Origin of the sequence: Geobacillus sp. FSL W8-1251, assembly GCF_038005945.1 — a bacterium.
Classification (GTDB): domain Bacteria; phylum Bacillota; class Bacilli; order Bacillales; family Anoxybacillaceae; genus Geobacillus; species Geobacillus stearothermophilus.
The window spans coordinates 1,479,540-1,492,833 of sequence record NZ_JBBOUF010000001.1; the positions used below are offsets into that span (position 1 = coordinate 1,479,540).

Consider the following 13,294-nt stretch of genomic DNA (forward strand, 5'->3'; position numbering starts at 1 on the left):
GCGTCCGTGCGCTGAAAACCGCCAACGCTCTAATCGGCGGTTTCTCGCCATCGGACGCTTTTTGTGAAACCGATTAATATTTTGCAACGATTTTGCGGGCGATATCCATATAAATTTTCCCGATCGGATGATCTTCTGCGTAAACGGACGGAGCGAAGTCGTCGTCGTTCCAATCCGGCTGCTGAAGCGGCAGCTGCCCTAACAGCTCGGTTTGCAGCTCTTTGGCCAGCTTTTCTCCGCCACCCTTGCCGAAGACATACTCCCGCTCTCCTGTTTTCCGGCTCTCGTAGTACGACATATTTTCGATCACGCCGATAATTTCATGTTCGGTGCGCAGCGCCATTGCCCCAGCGCGGGCAGCGACAAACGCGGCGGTCGGGTGCGGAGTGGTGACGATAATTTCTTTGCATGACGGCAAAAGCGTGTGCACGTCTAACGCGACATCGCCGGTGCCTGGAGGCAAGTCGAGCAGCAAGTAATCCAAGTCGCCCCACTCAACTTCTTTGAAGAAGTTGTTCAGCATTTTTCCAAGCATCGGGCCGCGCCAAATGACCGGAGCATTGTCCTCGACGAAAAAGGCCATCGAAATGACTTTCACCCCAAACCGCTCGACGGGGATGATTTTATCGCCCCGCACTGTCGGACGCTGAGTAATTCCCATCATGTCTGGAACGCTAAACCCATAAATATCGGCGTCGATCAACCCGACTTTTTTGCCAAGCCGGGCGAGCGCGACCGCTAAGTTGACGGAAACCGTTGATTTTCCGACGCCGCCCTTGCCGCTGGCGATGGCGATATACGTCGTTTTTTGCGGATTGTCGCTATATTTCTCAACCACTTCGCGCGGCAGTTCGGCAAACCGCAAGCCGACGGATGCAGCGCCAGCCTCTTTCAGCTGCTGGACGATCGCCGTTTGCACGCGCAGTTGGTCAGGCGTGCCGGTTTTGGCAAGCGCGATCTTTACGCTGACATGGTTTTTCTCTTCCTTAATTTTAATTTCTTGAATGGCGTTTGTTTCCTTAAAGGTCTTGTTTAAAAACGGGTCTTTCATGTTTTCAAGAATGGCTCGCACTTCGTTTTCCGTCAGCATCGTATTCACCAACCCTTTTTCAAATCAATAGTTCCCTTATATATTTACTATACCATAAACCGCCAGATGGCTTCCATTTCGGCCCCCTGCCTGTCCCGGCTTTTCGACATTCGTTACATTGAGTGTTCTTTTCAGATGTATGAATGGCGATGGCGCGCTTTTGGACGGGGGAGAACGGTTCTCTCGCCTTGGCCGTTCTTCCCCGCTTGGAAGCAGGGCCTTTCCCGCTTCGGGACGATAAAAAACCTCGCTATTCGCGAGGGGTAGGTTCGTTCGAAAAGTAACGCAGCACTCCTTTGTAAATCGAGGCGGCGAGTTTCGTCTGGTAATGGTCATAGGCGAGCAGCTCCCGCTCGTCCGGATTCGATAAAAATCCAACTTCAACGAGCGCTCCGGGCTTTTTGGCATGCTTTAGCAAATAAACGGTATCAATCATTTTCGCTACCCGGTGGGTGTTTTCCAAGTTGCGCCGCAACTCGGCTTGGATGAATTTGGCGAGCCGCTCGTTTTCGATGAGCGAGCCGTAATAAAACGTCTGTGCCCCCCGCCAGTGCGGGGATGGAATGGCATTGAGGTGAATGCTGATAAACAAATCCGCATCGGAATGGTTAATGAATGATGTTCGTTCGTGCAAATCTTCCGTTTTCCGCCGGCTGTAGCCGCGCGTGGACGGGCTGGCCAAATCGCGGTCTGTCTCCCGCGTCATCAGAACGAGCGCTCCTTGTTGCTGCAAGTAGTCCCGCAATTTTTTCGCGACGTTGAGCGCGATTTCTTTTTCCAGCACCTCGCCGCCGACCGCCCCGCCATCCGGCCCGCCATGGCCGGGGTCTAGGACGATAATTCGCCCGGACAATGGGAGATTCCACGGTTTTGTTGAGGTCAGATCAGAAAATAAAGACGGAAATAACAAAATTCCCGCAATGGCAGCCGCGGTAAAGGCGACAAGCCACTTCCATTTTTCTTTCATCGTTTCTCCTCCCGCACGTTTCCCTTCTCTATCTTATATGGGACAAGGGGCGGGAATAGAACTTATTCAGTGAAGTTTTAGGCGGCGCCGTTTTTTTCCCCGTTCAAACCCTTCGGTCCACCAGTCGACGATATATTGCTCGCAGGCGTAATAGAGCGACTGGCCGAGCAGATCGTCGTCGATGTTGCCCCAAAAGCAGAGAAAATCAAAAAGTGTGTCAATTAAATATTTCTCCTCTTGCGCGCAACGTCGGCGCACGCTGTCCACAGACTCCCCATAATAGCCGAACCGGCTGTAATGGGCGCCGAGCAAATACGCTTCAATGGCCAGGTCAATGCAGCCTTCCTCAACAGTAGATGGGAAAATCCGGTACATTTGATAGAAAGGGGCAAAATGTTCCAACACTTTGGCCCGCAATTTCTCCAGCGACAACTCCCGCAGCATTTTCCGCTCATAGCGGAGCTGCTTTTCCTGCCTTTTTTCCGCGAATGAAGTGATGACTGTCATCGTGTTTCACGCTCCTTTACGATGTAGTGTTTAACGATCGAACGCAAACATGCGCGCGGGCCAAAGGCAGAAATAAGCAAAAAACCCAGCCAAACTGGCTGGGTTGGACAACACGGTTAACGTTTCGAGAACTGCGGAGCGCGGCGGGCGCCTTTGAGCCCGTATTTTTTCCGCTCTTTGACGCGGGCATCGCGCGTCAGCAAGCCAGCGCGCTTCAATACGGTGCGGAATTCCGGATCGACTTGAAGCAACGCGCGGGCGATGCCGTGGCGAATGGCGCCCGCTTGGCCGGCAAATCCGCCGCCGTGAACGTTCACCAACACGTCGTAGCTGCCGAGCGTTTCTGTCAGTACAAGCGGTTGCTTTACCATTTCGATAAGCGCTTCTGTCGGAATATATTCACGAATGTCTTGTTTGTTGACGATGATGCGTCCATCGCCCGGGACGAGGCGGACGCGAGCAACCGAGCTTTTGCGACGACCTGTACCGTAATATTGTACTTGTGCCAAAATAAATACCCTCCCTTGTCAATTATCCGCGAAGTTCGTATACTTCCGGTTTTTGCGCTTGATGCGGGTGTTCGCTTCCGCGGTAAACATGCAGTTTTTTGAACATTTGACGGCCAAGGCTGCCTTTTGGAAGCATGCCGCGCACCGCCCGTTCAATCATTTTTTCCGGATAATTCGTGCGCATTTCGAGCGCCGTTCTCACTTTCAAACCGCCTGGATATAAGCTGTGGCGATAGTACAATTTTTTCGTTAACTTTTTCCCTGTCAGTTCCACTTTGTCAGCATTGATGACGATCACATGATCCCCGCAGTCAACGTGCGGAGTGAATGTCGGTTTATGTTTGCCGCGCAACAGCGCTGCGACTTCGCTGGCCAGACGACCCAACGTTTTGCCGGCTGCGTCGACAACGTACCATTTACGCTCTACTTCATTCGGTTTCGCCATATAAGTCGTACGCAATGTAGTTCCCTCCTAAAAAGAAAAATGAACAAGTAAAGTTGTTTATTTCAACACGATTGCTGTCCGGGGCTAATCGTGGAAAATACATGCCATATGATATAATAGCTTGCCGGAACGCCAATGTCAAGAAGATGTTACACGGGGACTCGTTGTCTTCACTTATGGCGCCCCGGTTTTTTGTCATCTAAAAGCGTGAGACGACTTTCGAACACGGTGTTTACCACCGGTCAACTGACGGCGAAAAACTCATCATCATAGTACACCCGCCATAAATACAATCCTTCCGCCGGCGCCGTCGGGCCAGCGAGTCTCCGGTCTTTGGCTGCAAGCAATGCTGCAATGTCTGCCGGGGACCGCCTCCCTTGGCCAATTTCAAGCACTGTGCCGACGATGATGCGCACCATGTTGTACAAAAAGCCGCTGCCGATGAACCGGAATTCCATCATCGAACCGTCGGTTTCCACCTCTGCCTGGTAAATGGTGCGTATGCGATCCTCCATTTCCGTTTTGGCGGAGCAGAAGCTCGTAAAGTCATGCGTCCCGATCAGTTGGCGAAGCGCTTCATCCATGGCGCCGATATGCAGCGGGTATGGATGCCACGCGCAGTAATGGCGGCGAAAGACGTCGCGGTCGGCGGCAGTCCACACTTTGTAGCGGTACTCTTTTGCCTTGGCCGAAAAGCGGGCATGAAAGGTGCTGTCTGCCTCCTCTGCCGAACGAACGGCGATATCGTCCGGAAGCTGGGCGTTTAACGCTCTTTTCCACTGTTCAGGAGAAAGCACAAGCGCCGTATCGAAGTGGATGACTTGCCCATAGGCGTGAACCCCGGCATCCGTCCTCCCGGAAGCCGTTACACGCACGGCTTTCCCTTTATGCATCCGTTTGAGCACTTCCTCAATCTCGCCTTGCACCGTCCGTTTTCCCGGCTGAATTTGATAACCGGAAAAATGGGTGCCGTCATACGCTACCACGCATTTGATCCGTCTCGTCATGGCCTTCCTCCGCTATGAGCGTAATAAAAAGAGCAACAGCGCCAGCAGGGCCGTAGCGGCTAACAACACGGTGTCTGCCGGCTTCCAAGCAAGCTGGCGGAGTTTCGTCCGCCCTTCGCCGCCGCGGTAGCCGCGCGCTTCCATCGCCGTCGCCAGCTCATCCGCCCGCTTGAACGAACTGATAAACAGCGGCACAAGAAGCGAGACGATCGCCTTCATCCGCTCAGAGAACCGGCCGCCGGAAAAGTCGACGCCGCGGGCGGCTTGCGCTTTCATAATTTTTTCTGTTTCTTCCATTAAAGTTGGAATGAAGCGGAGCGAAATCGCCATCATTAAGGCGAGCTCATGAACCGGCACGCGCCATTTTTTCAATGGACTAAGCAAGCTTTCGACGCCATCGGTCACTTCAATCGGCGTTGTCGTCAGCGTCAGCATCGTCGTTATGAGCACAAGGAGCAAAAATCGCATGGAAATAAAAATTCCTTGCCGAATGCCGCCTTCGTAAACGGACAGCGCGCCAATCCGGTAGAGGACATCCCCTTCTTTCGTCATCAATACATGCAATAACAACGTAAACAACACGACCCATAAAATCGGCTTTAAACCGCGCAAAATGAAAGAAAACGGGATGCGCGACAGGGCTGCAAAAGCAAACGTAAACAACGACAGCACCGCATACGTCACTGCATTATTCGCCAAAAAAACGATGAAAACATAGGCGAATACGATCAGCAGCTTCGCCCGCGGATCTAAGCGGTGAATGAGCGAATGGCCAGGCACGTATTGGCCGATAATGAAATGATTAGTCATGAATGCTCACCCTAGAAAACAGTTGCTGGATGGCCTCCACCGTCTGTTCGATCGTCAAACACGGAGAGGGAATGGCGACCCCAAACCGCGCTTCCAGCTCCCGCTTCAACTTGACCGTCTCCGGTACGCTAAGGCCAATGGCGGCAAGCCGATCGGCATCGCGGAACACCTCTTCCGGCGCTCCCTGTCCCCACACCGTCCCTTCATGCATGACGATGATTTGGTCGGCATAGCGGGCGGCATCTTCCATACTATGAGTCACGAGCACCGTTGTTAACCGTTTTTCGCAATGAAGACGGTAAAACATCTCCATAATCTCTTTCCGCCCGCGTGGGTCCAGCCCAGCGGTCGGTTCATCAAGCACCAGCACTTCCGGTTCAAGCGCCAGCACGCCGGCAATGGCGACGCGCCGCATTTGCCCGCCGCTTAAATCGAACGGCGATTTGGCCAACACATCCTCGCTGAGCCCGACTAGTTTGATAAGCTCTCGCGCTTTCCGTTTCGCCTCTTCTTCGGAAACGCCGAAATTAAGCGGGCCAAAACAAATATCCTTCTCGACCGTTTCCTCAAACAACTGGTGTTCCGGAAATTGGAACACAATCCCAACCTTTTTGCGCAGCGGTTTGAGCTGCTTCGGCCGCTTGTCGCCGGTGATGATCTCATCGCCGATTTTTATCGTGCCGCTTGTCGGTTGCAGCAAGCCGTTTAAGTGTTGAAGGAGCGTCGATTTGCCCGAACCGGTGTGGCCAACGATGGCGACGTATGCCCCGCTGGGAATCGACACATTCACATTATACAGCGCCCGGCGGGCGAGCGGCGAACGGGCATTGTATACATGTTCTACTTTTTCGAATACAATGTCCATAGCTCTTCGACCAACTCCTCCGTCGTCAAGTGTGCGGAACGAAGCGGAATGCCTTGTTCCCGCAAACGGCTGCCCATTTTCACGGCAAACGGCAAATCAAGGCCGATGCGCTCGAGCTTGCCCCCAAGCCGAAAGATTTGCTCCGGCGTTCCTTCCGCCATGACCTCACCTTTGTTCATCACGATGATGCGGTCGGCTTTCGCCGCTTCCTCCAAATCGTGCGTGATCGACAATACTGTAATGCGCTGTTGCCGGTTCAAGCGGCGAACCGTCTCGAGCACCTCTTCCCTTCCCCGCGGGTCGAGCATCGATGTCGCTTCATCCAAAATGATCATATCAGGGTGAAGCGCCAAAATGCCGGCGATAGCGACACGCTGCTTTTGCCCGCCGGAAAGCCGGTGCGGCTCGTGTTCGAGAAACGCCTCCATATGCACCAGGCGGATGGCTTCACGGATGCGCTCAATCATTTCATCGCGCGGAACACCATTATTTTCAAGGGCAAAGGCGATATCATCCTCGACAGTTGTCCCGACAAATTGGTTATCTGGATTTTGAAACACCATGCCGACGCGCCGGCGCACCTCCCAGACAGTCGTTTCATCGAGAGGGCGCCCAAACAGGCGAATGACGCCCCTCTCCGGCCGAAGCAAACCGATTAACAGCCGGGCAATGGTCGACTTGCCGGATCCGTTATGGCCGACAATCGCCAGCCACTCCCCGCGTCCGGCCTGGAAGCTCACGTTTTGCACTGCATACTCCGATTGGTTCGGATAACGGAAATACACTCCTTCGATCGAAAGGATCGGTTCGGCCATGATTGTTTCTCCTCGCCTTGGCACGTTCCCGGCCGTGCCTTGCTAAATGATGGTAAACAAAAAAAGGGCATAGATCCAGTTCAAACGAAACTGTCTCGCCCTTGTTGAAATGAAACCGTTACACGAGCTCAATAATGACCATCGGCGCCCCGTCTCCGCGGCGAGGACCAAGTTTCATAATGCGCGTATAGCCGCCTTGGCGGTCTTGGTAGCGCGGCGCAATGTCACTGAACAGCTTTTGCAGTGCATCTTGGCCGGTTTCACTGTTGGCGACTTCCTTGCGGATAAATGCCGCTGCTTGACGACGGGCATGCAAATCGCCGCGTTTGCCGAGCGTGATCATTTTTTCGATAACCGCGCGCAATTCTTTTGCTCGCGCTTCCGTCGTTTCGATGCGTTCATTGATGATTAAATCTGTCGCTAAATCGCGAAGCAATGCTTTCCGTTGAGAAGTCGTGCGTCCTAGTTTTCTGTACGACATCAAATGTCCCTCCCTTTTAAAATGATGTGTTCCTCATTGCTGTCGTAGTCGATCGGCGCTTAACGCCAAATCTATGGCCAACGCGCATGTCCGCCCCACCGGGCGGGGCTGGCGCTTAATCGTCTTTACGGAGGCTAAGCCCCAGTTCCGCTAACTTCGCTTTCACTTCTTCGAGCGATTTGCGGCCGAGGTTGCGCACTTTCATCATATCCTCTTCCGTTTTTTGCGTCAGCTCCTGAACGGTGTTAATGCCGGCACGCTTCAAGCAGTTGTAGGAACGGACAGACAGATCGAGCTCCTCGATCGTCATTTCCAGCACTTTTTCTTTTTGATCGTCCTCTTTCTCTACCATGATTTCAGCATTTTGCGCTTCATCCGTCAAGCCGACAAAAATGTTCAAGTGCTCGGTTAAAATTTTCGCCCCAAGGGAAATGGCTTCTTTCGGCCCGATGCTCCCATCGGTCCAAACGTCGATCGTCAATTTGTCATAGTCGGTCACTTGGCCGACCCGTGTATTTTCGACCTGATAGGAAACACGGGAGACCGGCGTATAGATGGAGTCGATCGGAATCACGCCGATGGGCTGGTCCTCGCGCTTGTTCTCCTCGGCCGGGACATACCCACGTCCCCGTCTGGCGGTCATGCGCATGCGCAGGCGACCGCCTTCCGCCAGCGTAGCAATATGAAGGTCCGGGTTTAAAATTTCTACATCGCTGTCGTGAGTAATATCGGCAGCCGTGACAACTCCTTCACCCTGCACATCAATTTCCAACGTTTTCTCTTCATCTGAATAAATCTTCAACGCCAATTTTTTGATATTCAAGATGATGGCTGTCACATCCTCGACGACGCCGTCAATCGTTGAAAACTCGTGCAGTACACCGTCGATTTGCACCGATGTCACAGCCGCACCAGGGAGTGAAGACAATAGGATACGACGTAAGGAGTTCCCTAAAGTTGTACCATATCCACGCTCAAGCGGTTCGACGACGAATTTGCCGTATTTGGCATCTTCGCTCAGTTCGACCGTTTCAATTTTCGGCTTTTCAATTTCAATCATCGATTATTATACCCTCCTTCAAAACGTCGAGACCCCGACCAAACGGTACACGCCTAACAACATTCCCCCATGAATCTCTCTCTTTCAGCTTGCCGGCGGCCAAAGCCGGCTTCCCTGTCACGGTCTTTATCATATCCCATTATTGACAGTGGTTCAAATTCTATACAGGGGCGTTACACGCGGCGACGTTTTGGCGGACGGCATCCATTGTGCGGGATTGGAGTGACGTCTTTGATCGCCGTAATTTCCAATCCGGCTGCCTGCAACGCCCGGATCGCTGCCTCACGGCCAGCCCCCGGACCTTTGACGTTCACTTCGACCGTTTTCATGCCGTGTTCCATCGACGCTTTCGCTGCCGCTTCGGCTGCCATTTGCGCCGCAAACGGCGTCGATTTACGCGAGCCTTTGAATCCGAGCGAACCAGCGCTCGCCCAGGCGATGGCGTTGCCATGAACGTCCGTAATCGTCACGATCGTGTTGTTGAAAGTCGAACGGATATGAGCGATGCCAGTGTCAATATTTTTTCTCACCCGGCGTTTGCGAGTGTTTGTTCTGCGTGCCATTCGTCAAATGACCTCCTTTGCGTGATTATTTTTTCTTATTCGCTACCGTACGGCGCGGACCTTTGCGCGTGCGGGCATTGTTTTTCGTGTTTTGGCCGCGAACCGGCAATCCGCGGCGATGGCGGAGTCCGCGATAGCAACCGATTTCCATCAGCCGTTTAATGTTTAACGATACTTCGCGGCGCAAATCCCCTTCCACTTTTAAGCGGCCAACGATTTCGCGAATGCGGCCAAGCTCTTCTTCCGTTAAGTCACGGACGCGCGTGTCTTCCGATACTCCTGCTTCTTTTAAGATTTTTTGCGCCGTTGGTTTGCCGATCCCGTAAATGTATGTCAACGAAATGACTACGCGCTTGTCGCGCGGAATGTCAACACCTGCAATACGTGCCATCGTAGTACACCTCCTTGGAAATTACCCTTGACGTTGTTTGTGTTTTGGGTTTTCACAAATGACCATGACTTTTCCGCGTCTGCGAATAACTTTGCATTTTTCGCAAATCGGTTTGACAGATGGTCTCACTTTCATGTTGTTTACCTCCTTATTAAACGGAGTGCAATCTTTTATTTATACCGATACGTGATTCGTCCACGCGTCAAATCATAGGGCGACAATTCCACCGTCACTCGGTCGCCGGGCAAAATGCGGATGAAGTGCATGCGGATTTTGCCGGACACATGGGCCAATACCGTATGCCCATTTTCTAATTCTACACGAAACATCGCATTTGGCAATGTTTCAATGACGGTGCCTTCTACTTCAATGACATCGTCTTTTGCCATCGAGCGGCTCCCCCTCCTTCGAATGAGTAACATTGTGTTACGCAAAACCGGACGGACATAAGGCGGCGCAATTGTCCACGGTGAACGGGAAGGTCGGTAAGCGGACGCCTTGATCGCGGAATCGGCGAAACAGCTTTAGACAACTGCAAACGTTGAAAACGGTTCGCCGATCTGCCCGAGCGCCTCGAGGCGGCTCTGCCTCGATCCGTTCACGTTAAAATTTCATAGCCATTTTCCGTAATCACAATCGTATGTTCAAAATGGGCACACCGTTTTCCGTCCGCCGTCACGACGGTCCAGTCATCAGCCAACGTTTTGACATGGCGGCTGCCCGCATTAACCATCGGTTCGATGCATAGCGTCATCCCCGGACGCAAAATCGGCCCTTTATTCGGCGGCCCATAATGTGGGACTTGCGGGTCTTCATGTAAGTGTTGACCAATTCCATGCCCCACATACTCGCGAACGACGGAAAAATGGTGCGCTTCAACATACGTTTGAATCGCATGAGAAATGTTCGTCAAACGAGCGCCTGGCTTCGCCTCGGCGAGTCCGACATACAACGATTGTTCTGTTACGTCGAGCAGCCGCTTTGTCTCCGCATCGATCTCCCCAACGGGATACGTCCAGGCGGAGTCGGCGTGATACCCTTCATACTGGGCGCCCACATCGATCGTAATAATGTCGCCCTCGCATAACACACGGTCGCCGGGAATGCCGTGCACAAGCTCCTCATTGACTGAAGCGCAAATGCTTCCCGGGAACCCTTGGTATCCTTTAAACGATGGAACGGCGCCATGGGAACGAATCACTTCCTCCGCGATGGCATCCAGTTCCTTTGTCGTGACCCCGGGGCGAATATGGTTTTTCAACTCTTCCAACGTAGCGGAAACAATTTTTCCAGCCTCGCGCATGAGGTTGATTTCGTGCGCGGTTTTGCAAATGATCATCGAGCAAGTCCCCCGAGCAATTCACGAATATCGGCAAACACCTTTTCCATGTCCTGTTCGCCGTTAATGTTGCGCAAATAGCCTTTTTGTTCGTAAAAGTCAACGAGCGGCTTCATTTGTTTCATATTCACTTCGAGCCGGTTCGCCACTGTCGCTTCGTTATCATCGGCGCGCTGGTACAATTCCCCCCCGCACTTATCGCAAACACCCGGTTTCGCCGGCGGATGAAAAACAAGATGGTACGTCGCTCCGCAGTTGCGGCAAATCCGTCTGCCGGTCAAGCGCTCCATTAAAACGTCTTGGCGGACATCGATATGGATGACATAGTCAAGTTTGCGGCCAATGTCGGCCAACATCGTTTCCAGCGCCTCCGCTTGAGCGACCGTGCGCGGGAATCCATCGAGCAAAAAACCGTTTTGGCAATCGTCTTTGCTCAGCCGTTCACGGACAATGCCGATCGTCACTTCATCCGGAACAAGGTCGCCGCGGTCCATATATTGCTTCGCTTGAAGCCCTAGCGGCGTTCCTTCCTTCATCGCCGCCCGAAACATATCGCCCGTTGAAATGTGCGGAATACCGTAAGCCGCTACGATTTTCTCGGCCTGCGTGCCTTTGCCGGCACCCGGCAGCCCCATCAGCACTAAATTCATCCTAACTCCCCCTATCGGCAAGGGACGCCCGCTCTTGCCTTCTTTATTTGATGAATCCACGGTAATGGCGTTTCACCAGCTGGCTCTCAAGCTGTTTCATTGTCTCCAGCGCCACGCCGACGACAATGAGCAAGCTCGTACCGCCAATTTTCGCAGAAGGTGGCAAGTTCGCAACGTTCACGAAGAACACCGGCAGCACGGCAATGACCGCTAAAAAGACAGAGCCGACGAGTGTCAGCCGGTACAAAATTCTCGTTACATACTCTTGTGTATTCTTTCCAGGACGGATGCCTGGAATATAGCCGCCTTGCTTCTTCAAATTCTCCGCCATTTGCTCCGGGTTGACTTGGACGAACGCATAAAAGTACGTAAACGCGATAATAAGCACGACGTAAATCGTCATGCCAATCGGATGGGTATAATCAAACGTTCGGCGAATCCACAATGTTACATCATTCGTGCCAAAAAACGATGCAATGGTCGGTGGTGCAATCAAAAACGATACAGCAAAAATGACCGGAATGACTCCCGCTGGGTTCACTTTGAGCGGCAAATGAGTCGAGTGGCCGCCCACCGGGCTTCGGCCCTCAAGCCGCTTTGCGTATTGAATCGGAATTTTCCGGAACGCCTGCTGGATGTAAATGACACCAACAATGACGGCAACGATCGCCAACGCCACAAGCAGGAGCCGGACGATGCGCAAAAACACATCTTCCCCGACATTTTCAAACTGTTGAGCGTAAATTTGGTTCAAGACCGTCGGAATGCCTGAGACAATCCCGGCGAAAATAATGATCGAAATGCCATTGCCCACGCCTTTCGCGGTGATCTGTTCGCCGAGCCACATTAAAAATGCAGTGCCGGCGGTCAAGACAACCGCGATCAACAAATACGTGCCGATGCCCGGATTTCGAATGAGCATCCCGCCAGCTAAATTGTTGAAGCCGTACGACATGCCAAGCGCTTGGATAAACCCGAGCACGACCGTGAAATAGCGGGTAAACTGAGCTAATTTACGCCGGCCAACCTCGCCTTGCTTCGACCACTCCGTAAATTTGGGAACAACGTCCATTTGCAGCAGCTGGACGATAATCGACGCGGTGATGTAGGGCATAACCCCCATGGCAAAAATTGAAAAATTTCGCAGCGCCCCGCCGCCAAAAATGTTCAGGACGCCGAACGAATTTAATTCATCTTGCAACTTGAGCACATCGGTGTTCACGCTCGGAACCGGGATGAACGTTCCGATGCGGAACACGATCAGCATAAGAAGAGTGAAAATGATTTTGTTTCGAATATCACTGACGCGCATAAAGTTGGAGATTGTCCGAAACATTAAATCACCTCAGTTTTACCGCCAGCCGCTTCAATGGCCTCTTTCGCCGATGCTGAGAATTTATGTGCTTTGACCGTCAGTTTTTTCTCGATTTGGCCTTTGCCTAAAATTTTCACACCCGATTTCAACTTGCTAATAACGCCCGTTTCAAGGAGCAATTCCGGCGTTACTTCCGTTCCGTCTTCAAAACGGTTCAGTTTTTCCAAGTTCACAACTGCATATTCTTTCCGGTTGATGTTCGTGAAGCCGCGCTTCGGCAAACGGCGGAACAACGGTGTTTGACCGCCCTCAAAACCGAGGCGAACCCCCCCACCCGAGCGGGCATTTTGACCTTTTTGACCACGTCCGGACGTTTTGCCGTTACCTGACCCGATCCCGCGGCCGACACGAACCGCTTTCTTCCGGGAACCCGGCGCTGGTTGCAATTCATGAAGTTTCATGGCGAAGCACCTCCTTACG

General features: G+C 52.6%; 19 protein-coding genes. All 19 read right to left on the bottom strand.

Going from position 1 to position 13,294, the window contains the following annotated elements:
- Positions 1-73: 73 nt before the first annotated feature.
- Entirely contained in the window at positions 74-1,090 is a 1,017-nt protein-coding gene (locus NSS88_RS07740; RefSeq protein ID WP_055358235.1) for an Mrp/NBP35 family ATP-binding protein, read from the bottom strand.
- A 250-nt stretch (positions 1,091-1,340) separates the two neighbouring features.
- A complete protein-coding gene (gene cwlD, locus NSS88_RS07745) occupies positions 1,341-2,057 on the bottom strand; it encodes an N-acetylmuramoyl-L-alanine amidase CwlD (protein ID WP_055358234.1) in 717 nt (238 codons plus the stop codon).
- A gap of 66 nt (positions 2,058-2,123) precedes the next feature.
- The gene (locus NSS88_RS07750) at positions 2,124-2,564 is read right to left on the bottom strand and encodes a YbaK family protein (RefSeq protein ID WP_055358233.1); all 441 of its coding nucleotides are present in this window, start codon (positions 2,562-2,564) and stop codon (positions 2,124-2,126) included.
- A 116-nt stretch (positions 2,565-2,680) separates the two neighbouring features.
- The gene (gene rpsI / locus NSS88_RS07755; RefSeq protein WP_033008697.1) at positions 2,681-3,073 is read right to left on the bottom strand and encodes a 30S ribosomal protein S9; all 393 of its coding nucleotides are present in this window, start codon (positions 3,071-3,073) and stop codon (positions 2,681-2,683) included.
- Between the two features lie 22 nt (positions 3,074-3,095).
- Positions 3,096-3,533, bottom strand: a complete 438-nt coding sequence (rplM, locus tag NSS88_RS07760) for a 50S ribosomal protein L13 (protein ID WP_033017233.1) — start codon at positions 3,531-3,533, stop codon at positions 3,096-3,098.
- A 227-nt stretch (positions 3,534-3,760) separates the two neighbouring features.
- Entirely contained in the window at positions 3,761-4,525 is a 765-nt protein-coding gene (gene truA / locus NSS88_RS07765; protein ID WP_033008695.1) for a tRNA pseudouridine(38-40) synthase TruA, read from the bottom strand.
- Positions 4,526-4,537: 12 nt separating this feature from the next.
- Entirely contained in the window at positions 4,538-5,335 is a 798-nt protein-coding gene (locus NSS88_RS07770) for an energy-coupling factor transporter transmembrane component T family protein (RefSeq protein WP_033017235.1), read from the bottom strand.
- Positions 5,328-6,200, bottom strand: a complete 873-nt coding sequence (locus tag NSS88_RS07775; RefSeq protein ID WP_033008692.1) for an energy-coupling factor ABC transporter ATP-binding protein — start codon at positions 6,198-6,200, stop codon at positions 5,328-5,330. Before NSS88_RS07775 ends, NSS88_RS07770 begins: the two co-directional genes overlap by 8 nt.
- Complete coding sequence (locus NSS88_RS07780; protein ID WP_033017236.1) at positions 6,176-7,015, bottom strand: energy-coupling factor ABC transporter ATP-binding protein; 840 nt, start codon at positions 7,013-7,015, stop codon at positions 6,176-6,178. The genes NSS88_RS07775 and NSS88_RS07780 overlap by 25 nt, the downstream gene beginning before the upstream one ends.
- A gap of 118 nt (positions 7,016-7,133) precedes the next feature.
- A complete protein-coding gene (rplQ, locus tag NSS88_RS07785; protein ID WP_033017237.1) occupies positions 7,134-7,496 on the bottom strand; it encodes a 50S ribosomal protein L17 in 363 nt (120 codons plus the stop codon).
- A gap of 115 nt (positions 7,497-7,611) precedes the next feature.
- Positions 7,612-8,556 (bottom strand): DNA-directed RNA polymerase subunit alpha, encoded by a 945-nt coding sequence (locus tag NSS88_RS07790; protein ID WP_033017238.1) that lies wholly within the window; start codon positions 8,554-8,556, stop codon positions 7,612-7,614.
- Between the two features lie 173 nt (positions 8,557-8,729).
- On the bottom strand, positions 8,730-9,119 hold the full coding sequence (rpsK, locus tag NSS88_RS07795) for a 30S ribosomal protein S11 (RefSeq protein ID WP_011229644.1): 390 nt from the start codon (positions 9,117-9,119) through the stop codon (positions 8,730-8,732).
- A gap of 25 nt (positions 9,120-9,144) precedes the next feature.
- Complete coding sequence (gene rpsM, locus NSS88_RS07800; protein ID WP_008881920.1) at positions 9,145-9,510, bottom strand: 30S ribosomal protein S13; 366 nt, start codon at positions 9,508-9,510, stop codon at positions 9,145-9,147.
- A gap of 21 nt (positions 9,511-9,531) precedes the next feature.
- Entirely contained in the window at positions 9,532-9,645 is a 114-nt protein-coding gene (rpmJ, locus tag NSS88_RS07805) for a 50S ribosomal protein L36 (protein WP_003247619.1), read from the bottom strand.
- A gap of 35 nt (positions 9,646-9,680) precedes the next feature.
- The gene (gene infA / locus NSS88_RS07810) at positions 9,681-9,899 is read right to left on the bottom strand and encodes a translation initiation factor IF-1 (RefSeq protein WP_011229642.1); all 219 of its coding nucleotides are present in this window, start codon (positions 9,897-9,899) and stop codon (positions 9,681-9,683) included.
- Positions 9,900-10,108: 209 nt separating this feature from the next.
- Positions 10,109-10,849: a type I methionyl aminopeptidase gene (map, locus tag NSS88_RS07815; RefSeq protein WP_053532696.1), complete on the bottom strand. Its 741-nt coding sequence runs from the start codon at positions 10,847-10,849 to the stop codon at positions 10,109-10,111.
- Positions 10,846-11,499, bottom strand: coding sequence for an adenylate kinase (locus tag NSS88_RS07820; RefSeq protein WP_049624206.1), 654 nt, complete (start codon positions 11,497-11,499; stop codon positions 10,846-10,848). The genes map and NSS88_RS07820 overlap by 4 nt, the downstream gene beginning before the upstream one ends.
- A gap of 43 nt (positions 11,500-11,542) precedes the next feature.
- Positions 11,543-12,835 (bottom strand): preprotein translocase subunit SecY, encoded by a 1,293-nt coding sequence (gene secY, locus NSS88_RS07825; protein ID WP_341083909.1) that lies wholly within the window; start codon positions 12,833-12,835, stop codon positions 11,543-11,545.
- Positions 12,835-13,275, bottom strand: coding sequence for a 50S ribosomal protein L15 (gene rplO / locus NSS88_RS07830; RefSeq protein ID WP_011229638.1), 441 nt, complete (start codon positions 13,273-13,275; stop codon positions 12,835-12,837). Before rplO ends, secY begins: the two co-directional genes overlap by 1 nt.
- Between the last annotated feature and the right edge of the window lie 19 nt (positions 13,276-13,294).